A 16,202-nucleotide genomic window follows, 5' to 3' on the forward strand; every position below is an offset into this window, starting at 1 on the left:
AGCCCGGGTCGCCAGGGTGGTGGCGACTGAGCCACCCTGGCACGTTCACCGGTCATGTCGTTACAGAGTAGCAAGGAACATAAAGTGAACGGAATGACCGCCACCGCCGTATGTTCCCCTCACCCTAACCCTCTCCCCGGAGGGGCGAGGGGATTGCTCAGTGCCGCGTCAGCCCGGCGGGAGGGGACAGCTTAAGTCGCCCTCTTCACACTGCATCAGCGTGGCCAGAAACGCTTCGCGCTCCACGGTTTTTTCCGCCAGACACTGGTTCACAATCATTGGCTGAACGCTCCCGCCTTCCGTACCCGAACCGATAAACGCACAGTCCGCGTCGCGCAGGCTGATCCACGCCTGCTGCGCCTTTTTCAGCAGATCGCGCTGAGGTGCAGCCGCACGTTTGATGGCGGCCTGATAGGTCTCGTTGAGCTTTTTATCGGCGGCCTGGTACTGCTGCGCGCTACAGGTGTTCAGTTCAAGCTGGGTGGTCGCGTTATCGCACTCGTCGGCCAGCGCGCTGGCGCTCATGAGCAGGGCTGCACCTGCGAGAAATACTCTTTTCATCATCCCCTCCATGTAAAAAAGCCGGATACGCTGTGCTTATCCGGCCTGGGCTATTTTGTAGCCCCGGTAAGCGTAGCGTCACCGGGGAAAGTTTACACGATTAACCGATTGTCATCAGGCTGGCGTTACCGCCTGCCGCCGCGGTGTTGACGCTGAGCGAGCGCTCCACGTACAGACGCTCCAGCAGCAGGTTGGTTTCCCCGCGCGCAAAGCCCTGCACGGAAACGATGGCACCGCTGCGGGCCGCAACCTGCTCACACAGTTCGCGCAGCTGGTCGGAATCACCGTGGTAGATCACCGCGTCAAACGGCTGGGTCAGCAGGGCATCGGCCTTCGCAAAGCGAATGCGAGCCGAGACCGCTTTTGGCAACTGTTTGGCGAGGTCGCGATGCAGCGCATCTTCCGGCCACAGCACCTCACAGCCCGTTGCTGTAGCGGCTGCCAGCTGCACCAGCGCATCCTGCTCGTCATCCGCCATGCACAGCACACGCTCGCGCGGCATCAGCGTCCAGGTGTTGCGCTCACCGGTTGGACCCGGCAGCAGACGCTGTGTTCCCGCCTGTGCCAGTTCGCCGTACTGCCGGGCGACGGCACGCAGTTCAGGACGTTTTTCCGCCCAGGCGATCAGCGCCTCCAGCGGCTGGGTCAGCACGGTTTTCACCTGCGTATCCACCGGATAGTGTGCGTCCTGACGCGCCAGGGTCACGCCCAGGGCGTTCTCCGGACGGTTAGCCAGCAGACGGTACAGGTAGAGCGGGCCACCCGCTTTCGGACCGGTGCCGGAGAGGCCTTCACCGCCGAACGGCTGCACGCCCACGACTGCGCCGACCATATTACGGTTGACGTACAGGTTGCCGACTTTAGCATTGCCGGTCACCTGGGCAATGGTTTCGTCGATACGGGTATGCACGCCGAGCGTCAGGCCGTAACCCGAGGCATTGATCTGATCGATCAGCTCGTTGAGGTTGTTACGGTTGTAGCGCACAACGTGCAGTACCGGGCCGAAGACCTCTTTTTTCAGCTCGTCGAAGCTTGCCAGCTCAATCAGCGTTGGCGGCACGAAGGTGCCGGTCTGCCACTCGCGGGCATCTTCGCTGTTCTCACGCACCGCCTGGAACACCGGACGGCCTTTGGCACGCATGGTCTGAATGTGGTTTTCGATGTTGGCTTTGGCTTCCGCGTCGATCACCGGCCCGATATCGGTGGTGAGACGGCCCGGGTTGCCCATGCGGCATTCCGCCATCGCACCGCGCAGCATCTTCAGCGTGTGGTCAGCCACGTCATCCTGTAAGCACAGCACGCGCAGGGCGGAACAGCGTTGACCCGCGCTGTCGAAGGCAGAGGCCAGCACGTCAACGACGACCTGCTCAGTGAGCGCGGAGGAGTCCACGATCATGGCGTTCATGCCGCCGGTTTCAGCGATCAGCGGCGTTGGACGGCCCTGCGCATCCAGACGGGTGGCGATGTTGCGTTGCAGCAGGGAGGCTACTTCGGTCGAACCGGTAAACATCACGCCGCGCACGCGGTTATCGGAGGTCAGTTTGGCACCCACCGTTTCACCGCGCCCCGGCAACAGCTGCACCACGCCCGCCGGTACGCCCGCTTCCAGCAGAATGTTGATGCCCTGAGCGGCAATCAGCGGAGTCTGCTCTGCCGGTTTTGCCAGCACGCTGTTGCCTGCGGCAAGGGCCGCGGCAATCTGGCCGGTGAAGATTGCCAGCGGGAAGTTCCACGGGCTGATACAGACCACCGGGCCGAGCGGACGGTGCGTTTCGTTGTCGAAATCATCACGCACCTGACCGGCGTAGTAGTGCAGGAAGTCGACCGCCTCACGCACTTCGGCGATGGCGTTGCTGAAGGTTTTACCCGCTTCACGCACCAGAATGCCGATAAGCTGCTGCATCTGATCTTCCATCAGCACCGCCGCGCGTTCCAGAATGGCGGCACGCTCCTGCGGCGGGGTGGCAAACCAGATTGGCGCGTTGTTCACCGCGCTCTCCAAAGCCTGATCCACTTCCGCTTCTGTGGCTTCGCGCACGTAGCCGACGATATCCTTCGGCTCTGCCGGGTTGATCACCGGCTGCATTTCACCGTCTTCAACGGACTGCTCAAGGATCGGTTTGGCCTGCCACTTCTGCAATGCGCTGTTAAGCAGGGCAGAAGAGAGCGACGCCAGACGGTGTTCGTTGGCGAGATCCAGACCCGCCGAGTTGACGCGACCTGCACCATACAGCTCGCGCGGCAGGGCAATCTTCGGATGCGGCAGACCAATCTGGCCTTCCTGTGCCGCCATCTTCTCTACGGCCTGTACCGGATCGGCCACCAGTTCGTCCAGCGGCAGGGTGGTATCGGCGATGCGGTTAACGAAGGAGGTGTTCGCCCCGTTCTCCAGCAGACGACGCACCAGGTAGGCCAGCAGGGTTTCGTGAGTACCTACCGGGGCATAAATACGGCACGGACGGTTCAGCTTGCCGTCGGCCACTTTACCGGTCACCTGTTCGTACAGCGGTTCACCCATGCCATGCAGACACTGGAACTCGTACTGGCCCGGATAGTAGTTCTGACCCGCAAGGCTGTAGATCGCCGCCAGGGTGTGGGCGTTGTGGGTGGCGAACTGCGGATAAATCAGGTTCGGCACGCCGAGCAGTTTTTTCGCGCAGGCGAGGTAAGAGACGTCGGTGTAGACCTTGCGGGTATAGACCGGATAGCCTTCCAGTCCTTCCATTTGGGCGCGTTTGATTTCGCTGTCCCAGTAGGCACCCTTCACCAGACGGATCATCAGGCGGCGACGGCTACGGCTGGCCAGGTCGATCAGGTAGTCAATGACGAACGGGCAGCGTTTCTGGTAGGCCTGGATAACGAAACCAATCCCGTTCCAGCCCGCCAGCTCCGGCTCGAAGCACAGTTTTTCCAGCAGATCGAGGGAGATCTCCAGACGATCCGCCTCTTCGGCGTCGATGTTGATGCCGATGTCATACTGGCGCGCCAGCAGGGTCAGGGACTTCAGGCGCGGATAGAGTTCTTCCATCACCCGGTCGTACTGCGCGCGGCTGTAGCGCGGGTGCAGGGCGGAAAGCTTGATAGAGATGCCTGGCCCTTCATAAATACCGCGACCGTTGGACGCTTTACCGATGGCGTGGATCGCCTGCTGGTAAGAGACCATGTAGGCCTGCGCGTCGGCGGCGGTCAGCGCCGCTTCACCCAGCATGTCGTAGGAGTAGCGGAAGCCTTTGTCTTCCAGCTTACGGGCGTTCGCCAGCGCTTCGGCAATGGTTTCCCCGGTGACGAACTGCTCGCCCATCAGGCGCATCGCCATGTCCACGCCCTTGCGGATCAGCGGCTCGCCGCTCTTGCCGATAATACGGTTCAGGGAGCGCGACAGGTTGGCTTCGTTATGGGTGGAGACCAGCTTGCCGGTAAACAGCAGGCCCCAGGTGGCGGCGTTCACAAACAGGGACGGGCTGCGGCCAATGTGGGAGTGCCAGTTGCCGTTGCTGATTTTGTCGCGGATCAGTGCATCGCGGGTGGCTTTATCTGGGATACGCAGCAGCGCTTCCGCCAGACACATCAGCGCCACGCCTTCCTGCGAGGAGAGGGAGAACTCCTGCAACAGACCCTGCACCATACCGGCGCGTCCGCTGGCGGTTTTCTGATTACGCAGCTTGTCGGCGAGCTGATACGCCAGGCTGTGCGCCTGAGCGGCAACGGCTTCCGGCAGGCGCGCCTGCTCCAGCAGCATCGGCACGGCGTCGGTTTCGGCACGGCGATAGGCGCCGGTAATGGCGGCGCGGCTGACGGACTGCGGCAGGATCTGCTCGGCAAATTCCAGGAACGGCTGGTGGTTCTCATCAGCGGCCGTCGCGGCCTCTTCGCCTTCGTTCGCAGCGCCCGCCAGCAGGGCAGGCAGCTCCGGCAGACCTTCTTCACTCTCCAGTCTTTCCAGATAGTTAAAAATCGCCTGCTTGATTAACCAGTGCGGCGTGCGGTCGATACGGGTCGCAGCGGTTTTAATCCGTTCGCGGGTAGCGTCATCCAGCTTAACCCCCATGGTGGTCATCCCCATGCCAAAACTCCTGTTGTTCTGTAATAGCGTTCTGTTGATAGCGTGAAATATCCACCATGTTGCAACTTTGTGCAACCGTGTTAAATGTGACCTGGTCTGCAAGCTGGAAAATGAATGGATTGTTAACGATTAGTTAGCTGTGAAAAAGAACGCACGGCGGTTTCTGAGCCCAGTTTTTATGCGGTGCTTAACACTTTTTAAAGGTGCAACCCATAAAAGCGTGAGCGAGTGCAACCTATAGGAAAGACGTATAAAGCCAGGGATGAAATTCATGTAAATGCAGTGTTAAATCGTTTGTCAGTGGGATGCGTATACGGCAGGATAGCGCGCCCAACGGAAACACATACACACATCACTACGTTCCGGTGATGACATAACAAGGCAACCCGGACGGTTGTCGCTCGACATTTTGGAGAATTTGAATGGCTATTAGCACACCGATGCTGGTGACATTTCTCGTTTATATTTTTGGCATGATCCTGATAGGGTTTTTGGCATGGCGTTCCACTAAAAACTTTGACGACTACATCCTCGGCGGGCGCAGCTTAGGCCCGATGGTCACCGCGCTCTCAGCGGGCGCTTCCGACATGAGTGGCTGGCTGCTGATGGGGCTGCCGGGCGCGATTTTCATCTCCGGTATCTCCGAAAGCTGGATCGCCATCGGCCTGACCGTTGGCGCGTGGATTAACTGGAAGCTGGTAGCAGGCCGTCTGCGTGTGCATACCGAAGCCAACAACAACGCCCTGACGCTGCCGGATTACTTCACCGGACGCTTTGAAGATAACAGCCGCATATTGCGTATTATCTCTGCGGTGGTGATCCTGCTGTTCTTCACCATCTACTGTGCCTCCGGCATTGTGGCGGGCGCGCGCCTGTTCGAAAGCACCTTCGGCATGAGCTATGAAACGGCGCTGTGGGCCGGTGCGGCCGCGACCATCCTCTATACCTTCGTGGGCGGATTCCTGGCGGTAAGCTGGACCGATACCGTGCAGGCGAGTCTGATGATTTTCGCCCTGATCCTGACCCCGATAATTGTGATTTTTACCGTCGGCGGCTTTGGCGAATCGCTGGAAGTGATCAAGCAGAAGAGCATCGAAAACGTCGATATGCTGAAAGGGCTGAACTTCGTGGCCATCGTCTCCCTGATGGGATGGGGCCTGGGCTACTTCGGTCAGCCGCACATTCTGGCGCGCTTTATGGCGGCGGATTCTCACCACACCATCGTTCACGCGCGTCGCATCAGCATGACGTGGATGATCCTGTGTCTGGCGGGGGCGTGCGCGGTCGGTTTCTTCGGTATCGCCTACTTCAACAACAACCCGGCGCAGGCGGGCGCGGTGAACCAGAACGCCGAGCGCGTGTTCATCGAGCTGGCGCAGATCCTGTTCAACCCGTGGATTGCCGGTATCCTGCTCTCCGCGATCCTGGCGGCAGTCATGTCCACCCTGAGCTGTCAGCTGCTGGTGTGCTCCAGTGCCATCACCGAAGACCTCTACAAAGCGTTCCTGCGTAAGGGCGCGAGCCAGAAAGAGTTAGTGTGGGTAGGGCGTTTTATGGTGCTGCTGGTGGCGCTGGTGGCGATTGCGCTGGCGGCTAACCCGGAAAACCGCGTGCTGGGGCTGGTGAGCTACGCGTGGGCGGGCTTTGGCGCCGCATTTGGTCCGGTGGTGCTGTTCTCCGTTCTGTGGTCACGCATGACCCGCAACGGCGCGCTGGCGGGGATGATCATCGGTGCGGTTACCGTTATCGTCTGGAAACAGTTCGCGTGGCTGGGCCTGTACGAAATCATCCCGGGCTTCATCTTCGGCAGCCTCGGTATTGTGGTGTTTAGCCTGCTGGGTAAAGCGCCGTCTGCATCTATGCAGAAGCGCTTTGCGGAAGCGGATGCGCATTACCACTCAGCGCCGCCGTCTAAGCTCCAGGCTGAGTAATTTCCCCCTCACCCTAACCCTCTCCCCGGTGGGGAGAGGGGATAGTCCTTTCACCTATGTGAGTCTTCATCAATGAGAATTAAAACAGGGCTAATGGTGGCAGCATGCGTGATGCTGGCGGGCTGTAACGCACCCGCGCAGCATGCGGCGGTGGAAACCTGCAAAGCCGAAAATCAGATGCAGCAAACCACGCTCTATTTCGGCTTAAACCGTCCTGCCGGGGCGCAAATTACAGGCAACGAATGGCAGCAGTTTGTCGACCAGGACGTGACGCCGCGCTTTCGCGATGGCTTAACGGTGTTTGATGCCCGCGGTCAGTGGCTGGGCAACGACGGCAAGGTGGCGCGCGAGCCGAGCAAGGCGCTGATGCTGATCCACGGCAAAGACGCGCAGAGCGAGAAAAACATTGAGGCTTTACGCGGTATTTATAAATCCCGCTTCGCACAGGAGTCGGTGATGCGGGTCGACCAGCCGGTGTGCGTACAGTTTTAATAAAAAACGGCGGGAAATCCCGCCGTTGTTGTATCGTAGGCCCGTGTAAGCGAAGCGCCGCCGGGCATTAACCGCACAAAACTTACAACACCAACCCCGCAAAGCTCGCCGACAGCAAACTCACCAGCGTTGCCCCGTATACCAGGCGTAAACCAAACCGCGACACCACATTACCCTGTTGCTCGTTCAGACCTTTTATTGCCCCCGCCACAATACCAATGGAGGCAAAGTTAGCGAACGACACCAGAAATACGGATAAAATGCCCAGCCCGCGCGGTGACATTTGGTGGGCTATTTTTTGCAGCTCGATCATCGCCACAAATTCATTCGCCACCAGTTTGGTTGCCATAATACTGCCCGCGCTTAAGGCATCGCTCAGCGGAATACCAATAAGCCACGCCAGCGGATAAAACACGTAACCCAGAATCTGCTGGAAGCTCAGGCCAAATACGCTGGAGAAGAGGGCATTAACGGCGCTAATAAGGGCGATAAAGCCAATCAGCATCGCCAGAATAATCATCGCCACCTTAAAACCGGCCAGAATATATTCGCCCAGCATTTCAAAGAAGCTCTGGGATTCATGCAGCTTTTCCAGTTTGATATCGGATTCGGCTTCCGGGCGGGCCGGGTTAATGACCGAAAGGATAATAAAGGTGCTGAACATGTTCAGGATCAGTGCCGCGACGACAAATCTGGCGTCGAGCATGGTCATATAGGCACCGACAATCGACAGCGAAACCGTCGACATCGCCGTTGCAGCCATCGTAAACAGGCGGCGTGAGGAGAGATCGCCCAACACGCCCTTGTAGGCAATGAAGTTTTCAGACTGACCGAGTATCAGTGAGCTCACCGCGTTAAAGGATTCCAGCTTGCCCATGCCGTTCAGTTTAGACAGCAGCGTCCCGATAACCCGAATAAAGATCGGCAGAATACGCCAGTGCTGCAGAATACCAATCAGCGCCGAGATAAAAATAATGGGGCAGAGCACGCCAAGGAAAATGAACGCCAGCCCTTTTTCACCCATCCCGCCAAAGACAAAATTCGTCCCTTCGGCAGCGAATTTAAGCAGTGATTCAAAGAAACCGGAGACATGTTTAATAATGAACAGGCCGCTTTCTGCATGCAGAAAAAAGAATGCCAGCGCGATTTCAATCACGATCAGCTGTAAAACGAAACGAATGCGAATTTTTCGGCGGTCGAAACTCACCAGCCAGGCAAGCGCAAGAATAATCACCAGCGCCAGCAGGAAATGGACAATTTTAAACATGGTTTATTTTCAGTTGGTTTTCGAGGCGGACATTTAGCCACAGCCCCGGTTAACCGTAAATGGGCATTTTCGTTATACCTTATAAACGCAACGGTTACTCAGGCAATTATTATTCCGCAATGCGTTTACATCTGGTCATCAAAACTCCACATATTTCGCTTGTTTTTCTTGTAGCCGTAATGATAATCACTATCACAAGAATTTACCTTTCTTTGCATCAGTTGACCGCGATAAACATTTAAGGTGTCTGCATGTTTGTTCCTTTTCTCATTATGTTACGTGAAGGCCTTGAAGCGGCCCTGATTGTTAGCCTTATCGCCAGTTATCTGAAGCGCACCCAGCGTGGACGCTGGATCGGCGTGATGTGGGTTGGCGTCTTCCTGGCCGCGGCGCTCTGCCTGGGGCTGGGTATTCTTATCAACGAAACCACCGGAGAATTTCCTCAGAAAGAGCAAGAGCTTTTTGAAGGCATTGTTGCCGTAATAGCGGTGGTGATCCTCACCTGGATGGTGTTCTGGATGCGCAAGGTCTCCCGTAACGTGAAGGTACAGCTGGAGCAGGCGGTGGATAACGCCTTGCAAAAAGGCAACCAACACGGCTGGGCGCTGATCATGATGGTTTTTTTCGCCGTGGCGCGTGAAGGCCTGGAGTCAGTGTTCTTCCTGCTCGCGGCTTTTCAGCAGGACGTGGGCATCTGGCCGCCGCTGGGCGCGATGCTTGGGCTGGCCACGGCGGTTGTGCTTGGCTTCCTGCTCTACTGGGGCGGAATTCGTCTTAACCTGGGCGCGTTCTTCAAGTGGACCAGCCTGTTTATTTTGCTGGTGGCCGCGGGGCTGGCGGCAGGGGCGATCCGCGCCTTCCATGAAGCGGGCCTGTGGAACCACTTCCAGAACGTGGCGTTTGATCTTAGTAACGTTCTCTCCACCCACTCACTGACCGGCACGCTCCTTGAAGGTATCTTCGGTTATCAGGAAACGCCGAGCGTCAGCGAGGTGGCGATGTACTTTATCTATCTTATTCCGGCGCTGGTGCTGTTCTTCATGCCATCGCGCCCCAGCGCTCAGCCGTCGCGTACTGCGCCGTGAAGCGCTTTGTTTAGTTACAACATACTTTAAAGGGAAGAGACATGGCTATTCAATTCCGTCGTAGCGCGTTACAGGTTGGTGTGGCAGCGCTGTTCGCGTCTGCCTTCGCCGCTCAGGCAGCAGATATTCCGCAGGTAAAAGTCACCGTCAACGATAAACAGTGCGAGCCGATGACCATCACGGTTAACAGCGGTAAAACCCAGTTTATTATTCAGAACCACAGCCAGAAGGCGCTGGAGTGGGAGATCCTGAAAGGCGTGATGGTGGTAGAAGAGCGTGAAAATATCGCGCCTGGCTTCAGCCAGAAAATGACCGCTAATCTTCAGCCGGGGGAATATGACATGACCTGCGGCCTGCTGACTAACCCGAAAGGTAAGCTGATCGTCAAAGGCGCAGCGACGGCGGACGCGGCCAATGGCACCGCGCTGCTGAGCCTCGGTGACGCCATTACCGCCTATAAAGCCTACGTCACCAAAGAGACGGCTGACCTGGTGGCAGGCACCAAAGCCTTTACCGACGCGGTGAAAGCGGGCGATATCGAAAAAGCGAAATCCCTGTATGCGCCTACACGTCAGCACTACGAGCGCATCGAGCCGATTGCCGAGCTGTTCTCTGACCTCGATGGCAGCATTGACGCCCGCGAAGATGACTACGAGCAGAAGGCCGCCGATCCGAAATTCACCGGCTTCCACCGCCTGGAAAAAGCCCTGTTTGGCGATAGCTCCACCAAAGGGATGGAAAAATACGCCGATCAGCTCAATAGCGACGTGCTGGAGCTGCAAAAACGCATCAGCGAGCTGGCCTTCCCGCCGTCGAAAGTGGTGGGTGGTGCAGCGGGTCTGATTGAAGAAGTGGCCGCGAGCAAAATCAGCGGTGAAGAAGATCGCTACAGCCACACCGACCTGTGGGACTTCCAGGCAAACGTCGACGGCGCACAGAAAATTGTCGATCTGCTGCGGCCCCAGCTGCAAAAAGAGAACGGCGAACTGCTGGCGAAAGTGGATGCCAACTTTAAGAAAGTTGACGCCATCCTGGCGAAATACCGTACCAAAGACGGGTTCGAAACCTACGACAAGCTGACCGATGCTGACCGTAACGCGCTGAAAGGCCCGATTACGACGCTGGCGGAAGATCTCTCCCTGCTGCGTGGCGTTCTGGGTCTGGACTAAGCGATGAACAAGCATGATGAGTACGACGTGGCGGAACCTTCCCGACGTCGGTTGTTAAAAGGGGTAGGGGCGCTGGGCGGCGCGTTTGCCCTGGCGGGCGGCTGTCCGGTGGCGCATGCGGCAAAACCGCAAAGCGCCCCCGGGACGCTCTCCCCGGATGCGCGTATGGAAACGCAGCCATTTTATGGTGAGCACCAGGCAGGAATCCTGACGCCGCAGCAGGCCTCGATGATGCTGGTGGCTTTCGATTCGCTGGCGAGTGAAAAGGCAGACCTTGAGCGTCTGTTCAGGCTGTTGACCACGCGCATTGCCTTCCTTACGGCGGGCGGTCCGGCACCGGAAACACCGAATCCGCGCCTGCCGCCGATGGATTCCGGGATCCTCGGGGCGTTTATCGCTCCCGATAATCTGACCATCACCGTGTCGGTGGGGGAATCGCTGTTTGATGATCGCTACGGTCTGGCGAAGCAGAAGCCGAAAGCGCTGCAAAAAATGACGCGATTCCCGAATGACTCTCTCGACGCGGCGTTGTGCCACGGCGATCTGCTGTTGCAGATCTGCGCCAATACCCAGGATACGGTGATCCACGCCCTGCGCGATATCATCAAGCACACCCCGGATCTGCTCAGCGTGCGCTGGAAGCGGGAAGGTTTTATCTCTGACCACGCCGCGCGCAGTAAAGGGAAAGAGACGCCGGTCAACCTGCTGGGCTTCAAAGACGGTACCGCCAACCCGGACAGCAGCAATACCGTGTTGATGAAAAACGTGGTCTGGGTGACGGCGGATCAGGGCGAACCGGCCTGGGCGGTGGGTGGCAGCTATCAGGCGGTGCGTATCATTCAGTTCCACGTGGAGTTCTGGGACCGCACGCCGCTGAAAGAGCAGCAGACGATCTTCGGCCGCGATAAGCAAACCGGCGCACCGCTCGGCATGAAGCACGAGCACGATGAACCCGACTACGCCCGCGACCCGAACGGAGATGTCATCGCGCTGGACAGCCATATTCGTCTCGCCAATCCTCGCACCAAAGAGACCCAGTCCAGCCTGATGATGCGCAGGGGCTACAGCTACTCGTTGGGGGTGACCAATTCCGGTCAGCTTGATATGGGACTGCTGTTTGTCTGCTATCAGCACGATCTGGAGAAAGGGTTCCTCACCGTGCAGAAGCGGCTCAACGGCGAAGCGCTGGAGGAGTACATCAAGCCCATCGGCGGCGGCTATTTCTTTGCCCTGCCCGGCGCGCGTGACGCGAAGACCTGGCTCGCTCAGGGTCTGATAGAAGCCTGATAATCGTCCCTGCGACAGTTCGCGGGGACATTATTTTTCCATATGACTATCTTGTTGTTATATTTCTGTAATATTCATATATGAGACTGATTCCGCTGCAGGAGCAGTCTTAAAGGTTGCATCTAGGTAAAATAAATGTTGCATTTATGATAATTCCTGATGTACTTAAGATAAGACAGCGGTAGTTCCCGGCAGTGATATTGACTCACTATGGAGATCGCGAATGGTTGCGTCCTGTACTGGACAAGGTAAACACATCAACCGCAGCACCCGGCGCGGAGGCTCAGACTCCGGCAGCGATTTCCTCACCACAAAATTCTCCCCTCCACCTCTAAATACGATTTCTACCGACGTGCATAACGGTGCGCGTAGCCGTTCTGTATCGTCATCCGGTAATGCAAGCAATGGCTTACAAGGAAGCCAACCCTCTGATGTTCGTGCGCATAATCGTGCCGATGCTGGCGCGTGTGATGAATACCAACAACTCAAGGTGCTATCCATGGGAAGACAGAAAGCAGTGATCAAAGCTCGTCGCGAAGCAAAACGTGTGCTGAGACGGGATTCACGTAGCCATAAACAGCGTGAAGAAGAATCGGTCACCTCGCTTGTGCAGATGAGCGGCGTAGAATCCATTGGCATGGCGCGGGACAGCCGCGATGCATCGCCAATAGTGGCGCGGAATGAAGCTCAGGCGCACTACCTGAATGCTATCGAGAGTAAACAGCTCATCTTTGCAACCGGGGAAGCCGGATGCGGGAAAACCTGGATCAGTGCCGCCAAAGCGGCGGAGGCGCTGATTCATAAGGACGTGGAAAGGATCATCGTTACCCGTCCGGTACTGCAAGCGGATGAAGATCTGGGCTTCCTGCCTGGCGATATTTCTGAGAAGTTTGCCCCGTACTTCAGGCCCGTCTATGACGTGCTGGTGAAGCGGTTGGGCGCTTCCTTTATGCAGTACTGCCTGCGACCAGAGATTGGCAAGGTGGAAATCGCGCCGTTCGCCTATATGCGCGGACGTACATTTGAAAATGCGGTCGTTATTCTTGACGAGGCTCAGAACGTGACCGCTGCGCAAATGAAGATGTTTTTAACGCGCCTCGGGGAGAACGTGACGGTTATCGTCAACGGCGATATTACCCAGTGTGACCTGCCGTCGGGCGTGAAGTCTGGCCTGAGCGATGCCATGTCACGTTTTGAGGAAGATGAGATGATAGGGGTGGTCCGCTTCACAAAAGAGGACTGCGTCCGCTCAGCGCTGTGTCAACGAACGCTGGAAGTGTACTCCGACTAAGATCATTTCACATTTTAAGTCATTTCTTCCCGGCGTCATGCCGGGAAGCTTCTTTTATTCCCTCTGCTCGCATGGCTTTTTTTAAATCATATTTATTTCCTATAGCATTCAACGGCATTTACGCACCGTTTTGCGGTAATAATAATATTACTGTTAATTTGCTGCGAACGCTTTTTATACAGTTAGAAAAAATGTGATATGTATTTACAATACCCACAAAATACCTGTGAATATAATGATCGCGCTAATTGTTAGGTGAAAATTAAACGTGAATGTTGTCACAGAACATGACTAAGCAGTAAAAATTAAGTTGGTGTCTTTTGGGTAATTATCTATGTTTCGTACTTCTTCAAATTAAATTCTAAGAAGAAACACACCAGGGGATCGTTTCCTCTGGAACATCACGCTGAGGGTCATACATGAACGAACTGGTTAGTGCAATTAACGGTGTTATCTGGAGCCCTGCGTTAATATTTTTATGTCTGGGTGTCGGTCTCTATTTCTCTCTGCGTAGTCGTTTTCTGCAATTACGTCATATAAAACATATGATTACCCTGATGTTTCAGGGCGGGGCTACCGATGCCGGCGTATCATCTTTTCAGGCGTTGACGATGACGCTGGCGGGCCGCGTAGGGACAGGGAATATCGCCGGTGTGGCGACCGCCATTACCTTTGGTGGCCCCGGTGCGCTTTTCTGGATGTGGGTAGTGGCATTTTTAGGCGCCAGCTCTGCTTTTGTTGAATCCACGTTAGGTCAGGTTTATAAAGAAAAAATTAACGGCGAATATCGTGGGGGACCTGCCTTTTATATTGAAAAAGGGTTGGGGGTGAAGTGGTACGCATGGTTATTTGCTATTGTGACCATTTTCTCCTGCGGTTTATTACTTCCGGGCGTACAGGCAAACTCAATTGCCGCCAGCCTGGATATTGCCTTCGGTCTTAACCCAAACGTTACGGCGGCAATACTGGCTGTACTGTTAAGCTTCATTATTTTCGGTGGTGTAAAAAGGATCGCCAGCTTTAGCAGTATGGTCGTTCCGTTTATGGCGCTCGGCTATATTATTGTTGCCTGCGTTATTATCGCGATCAATATTGAAAAACTGCCTGCTGTTATCCTGCTGATCTGGAAAAGTGCTTTTGGCCTTGAAGCGGGATTTGGCGCTATTCTGGGCCAGGCTATCATGTGGGGCGTTAAACGCGGCGTCTATTCCAACGAGGCGGCGCAGGGCACCGGGCCACATGCATCCTCGGCAGCAGCCGTAAGTCATCCGGTGAAACAAGGGCTGGTTCAGGCGTTCTCCGTATATATCGACACGCTGTTTGTCTGCTCCGCGACCGGGTTTATGCTGTTGATCACCGGGCTTTATAATGTTCAGGGCGTCGACGGCGCAGCCCTTTATACCGGTATTGCAGGCGTGGCGGCGGGTCCTGGCTATGTGCAGACAGCGATGGAAAGTATGATGCCGGGCTTTGGTAATTACTTTGTCGCCATTGCGCTATTCTTCTTTGCCTTCACCACCATCATTGCCTATTACTATATCGCTGAAACCAATATCGCCTACATCAACCGTAAAATTCACCGTCCGTGGCTGACATTCCTGCTTAAATTATGTCTGATGGCTTCCACGGTATATGGCACAATCCGCACCGCGGATCTGGCATGGGGATTAGGGGATATCGGGGTAGGGCTGATGGCCTGGCTCAACATTATTGCCATTGTCCTCTTGCATAAAAAAGCCTTTGCCAGCCTGAAGGATTATGAAACCCAGAATGCGCAGGGAATTGATCCACAGTTTGATCCGGTTCGGCTTGGGATTAAAAATGCGGATTACTGGCTGGGGGAGCGCAGAGATGAAGAGGGGGGATTGCCGGGGCAGGTTTCTTCTCCTGAAGGAAAGCAGCCGGCGGGGAAGTTGAATAACTGAGGAATAGTTTAAAACGGGCCCGTGCTTATGCGCGGGCTTTTTTTATGGGTGAGGCGGTATCACCCGCACCGGCGGGGATTGACTCGCTTCGCTCTCAGTCTGTCCAACTGGCTGCGCCAGTTGTCGAACCCCGGTCGGGGGTTCTCATCCCCCCGCAGACGTGCAACATGCGAAAAAAAAGCCCGCATTTTCATGCGAGCTCTTCTTAAAATATGGCGGTGAGGGGGGGATTCGAACCCCCGATACGTTGCCGTATACACACTTTCCAGGCGTGCTCCTTCAGCCACTCGGACACCTCACCATATTGTTTTGCTGCCTGACCGCTTGGGGGGCAACGGGGCGCTACTATAGGGAGTTGCGCGAAAGCGGTCAAGCAGATTTTCTCCATTCGTGCCTGTTCGGTTAAGCCTTAATCAGCTTATGGCGCACCGCGCAGGATCAACGCTGCGAATCGAGCACTTCGCTGTTTTTCACGACGTCCTGCGCTTTGCTGTAACTTTCGATCAGCAGCTGGTAGGCAGGGAAGATGTGTGTGTACACCTCTGCCCATTCTCCCGCATCTTCACGGTTCCACGTGCGCTGGATCTCTGAGGCCACTGCCGCTGTGTCCATCGGTACCACGCCTGCCTGCACCACGCGCGCCAGGGTGATCTCTTGCGCCATTTTGCTGTAGGTGCCGGAGGCATCAATCACCGCAAACACTTTATATCCGTCCGCCACCGCGCTGATGGACGGGAAGGCCATGCAAACGCTGGTAATCGTCCCCGCGATAATCAGCGTTTTGCGTCCGGTGGCTTTCACCGCCGCCACGAACTCCGGATTATCCCAGGCGTTGATCTCACCCTTGCGTGCCACATACTGTGCGTGCGGCGCATTGGCGTGGATCTCCGGGATAAGCGGGCCGTTCGGTCCCTGTGGAACCGACGCCGTGGTGATCACCGGGATCTTCGCCAGCGAGGCGATCTTTGCCAGCGCTGCTGCACGAGCGCGCAGCTCAGGCATTGGCATGTCTCCAACAGTCTGGAACAATCCGCTCTGGTGATCGATAAGCAGCATAACGGCATCATTGACGTCAATAACGGGACGTGCACCGTTGAAGTTTGCAGGGGTAGACATAATGCGCTCCTTTAT

The 16,202-nt window shown here is 56.2% G+C and carries 11 protein-coding genes and 1 tRNA gene; 7 read left to right on the forward strand and 5 right to left on the reverse strand.

Annotated elements, in window-relative coordinates:
* Positions 1–168: 168 nt before the first annotated feature.
* Positions 169–561, reverse strand: a complete 393-nt coding sequence (locus ACNQ0T_RS07875) for a lysozyme inhibitor LprI family protein (protein ID WP_063853802.1) — start codon at positions 559–561, stop codon at positions 169–171.
* 100 nt (positions 562–661) lie between these two features.
* Positions 662–4,624 carry a trifunctional transcriptional regulator/proline dehydrogenase/L-glutamate gamma-semialdehyde dehydrogenase gene (putA, locus tag ACNQ0T_RS07880; protein ID WP_417929853.1) on the reverse strand — a complete coding sequence of 1,321 codons (3,963 nt, stop codon included), beginning with the start codon at positions 4,622–4,624 and terminating at the stop codon, positions 662–664.
* Positions 4,625–5,046: 422 nt separating this feature from the next.
* Here putA and putP point away from each other — a divergent pair, with 422 nt between their 5' ends.
* On the forward strand, positions 5,047–6,555 hold the full coding sequence (gene putP, locus ACNQ0T_RS07885) for a sodium/proline symporter PutP (protein ID WP_022647686.1): 1,509 nt from the start codon (positions 5,047–5,049) through the stop codon (positions 6,553–6,555).
* Between the two features lie 72 nt (positions 6,556–6,627).
* On the forward strand, positions 6,628–7,047 hold the full coding sequence (locus ACNQ0T_RS07890; protein ID WP_193132097.1) for a DUF3574 domain-containing protein: 420 nt from the start codon (positions 6,628–6,630) through the stop codon (positions 7,045–7,047).
* Positions 7,048–7,129: 82 nt separating this feature from the next.
* Here ACNQ0T_RS07890 and ACNQ0T_RS07895 read toward each other — a convergent pair whose 3' ends face one another.
* Complete coding sequence (locus ACNQ0T_RS07895) at positions 7,130–8,314, reverse strand: NupC/NupG family nucleoside CNT transporter (protein ID WP_045307918.1); 1,185 nt, start codon at positions 8,312–8,314, stop codon at positions 7,130–7,132.
* A 251-nt stretch (positions 8,315–8,565) separates the two neighbouring features.
* Between ACNQ0T_RS07895 and efeU the strand changes: the two genes are divergently transcribed.
* The 5 genes from efeU to ACNQ0T_RS07920 all read left to right on the forward strand — a co-directional run bounded on the left by efeU (position 8,566) and on the right by ACNQ0T_RS07920 (position 15,071).
* On the forward strand, positions 8,566–9,399 hold the full coding sequence (gene efeU, locus ACNQ0T_RS07900; RefSeq protein ID WP_063849347.1) for an iron uptake transporter permease EfeU: 834 nt from the start codon (positions 8,566–8,568) through the stop codon (positions 9,397–9,399).
* A 41-nt stretch (positions 9,400–9,440) separates the two neighbouring features.
* Positions 9,441–10,568 (forward strand): iron uptake system protein EfeO, encoded by a 1,128-nt coding sequence (gene efeO, locus ACNQ0T_RS07905; RefSeq protein WP_417929854.1) that lies wholly within the window; start codon positions 9,441–9,443, stop codon positions 10,566–10,568.
* A gap of 3 nt (positions 10,569–10,571) precedes the next feature.
* The gene (gene efeB / locus ACNQ0T_RS07910) at positions 10,572–11,855 is read left to right on the forward strand and encodes an iron uptake transporter deferrochelatase/peroxidase subunit (protein WP_417648472.1); all 1,284 of its coding nucleotides are present in this window, start codon (positions 10,572–10,574) and stop codon (positions 11,853–11,855) included.
* Positions 11,856–12,354: 499 nt separating this feature from the next.
* Complete coding sequence (phoH, locus tag ACNQ0T_RS07915) at positions 12,355–13,146, forward strand: phosphate starvation-inducible protein PhoH (protein WP_017384762.1); 792 nt, start codon at positions 12,355–12,357, stop codon at positions 13,144–13,146.
* A gap of 419 nt (positions 13,147–13,565) precedes the next feature.
* Positions 13,566–15,071, forward strand: coding sequence for an alanine/glycine:cation symporter family protein (locus ACNQ0T_RS07920; protein WP_022647693.1), 1,506 nt, complete (start codon positions 13,566–13,568; stop codon positions 15,069–15,071).
* 213 nt (positions 15,072–15,284) lie between these two features.
* Here the strand turns inward: ACNQ0T_RS07920 and ACNQ0T_RS07925 are convergent.
* Positions 15,285–15,372: transfer RNA gene (locus tag ACNQ0T_RS07925), tRNA-Ser, on the reverse strand.
* Between the two features lie 137 nt (positions 15,373–15,509).
* Positions 15,510–16,187, reverse strand: a complete 678-nt coding sequence (locus tag ACNQ0T_RS07930; RefSeq protein WP_003858068.1) for an isochorismatase family protein — start codon at positions 16,185–16,187, stop codon at positions 15,510–15,512.
* Positions 16,188–16,202: the final 15 nt, after the last annotated feature.

This window comes from Enterobacter cloacae complex sp.6700776 (assembly GCF_048284255.1).
In the GTDB taxonomy this organism is placed as follows: Bacteria; Pseudomonadota; Gammaproteobacteria; order Enterobacterales; family Enterobacteriaceae; genus Enterobacter; species Enterobacter intestinihominis.

Excerpts from the sequence above, each read along its gene's own strand:
- ACNQ0T_RS07920 (WP_022647693.1), top strand. The coding sequence starts at position 13,566 with ATGAACGAACTGGTTAGTGCAATTAACGGTGTTATCTGGAGCCCTGCG.
- ACNQ0T_RS07895 (WP_045307918.1), bottom strand. The coding sequence starts at position 8,314 with ATGTTTAAAATTGTCCATTTCCTGCTGGCGCTGGTGATTATTCTTGCG.
- phoH (WP_017384762.1), top strand. The coding sequence starts at position 12,355 with ATGGGAAGACAGAAAGCAGTGATCAAAGCTCGTCGCGAAGCAAAACGT.
- efeU (WP_063849347.1), top strand. The coding sequence starts at position 8,566 with ATGTTTGTTCCTTTTCTCATTATGTTACGTGAAGGCCTTGAAGCGGCC.
- ACNQ0T_RS07930 (WP_003858068.1), bottom strand. The coding sequence starts at position 16,187 with ATGTCTACCCCTGCAAACTTCAACGGTGCACGTCCCGTTATTGACGTC.
- ACNQ0T_RS07875 (WP_063853802.1), bottom strand. The coding sequence starts at position 561 with ATGAAAAGAGTATTTCTCGCAGGTGCAGCCCTGCTCATGAGCGCCAGC.
- putP (WP_022647686.1), top strand. The coding sequence starts at position 5,047 with ATGGCTATTAGCACACCGATGCTGGTGACATTTCTCGTTTATATTTTT.
- efeO (WP_417929854.1), top strand. The coding sequence starts at position 9,441 with ATGGCTATTCAATTCCGTCGTAGCGCGTTACAGGTTGGTGTGGCAGCG.
- efeB (WP_417648472.1), top strand. The coding sequence starts at position 10,572 with ATGAACAAGCATGATGAGTACGACGTGGCGGAACCTTCCCGACGTCGG.
- putA (WP_417929853.1), bottom strand. The coding sequence starts at position 4,624 with ATGGGGATGACCACCATGGGGGTTAAGCTGGATGACGCTACCCGCGAA.
- ACNQ0T_RS07890 (WP_193132097.1), top strand. The coding sequence starts at position 6,628 with ATGAGAATTAAAACAGGGCTAATGGTGGCAGCATGCGTGATGCTGGCG.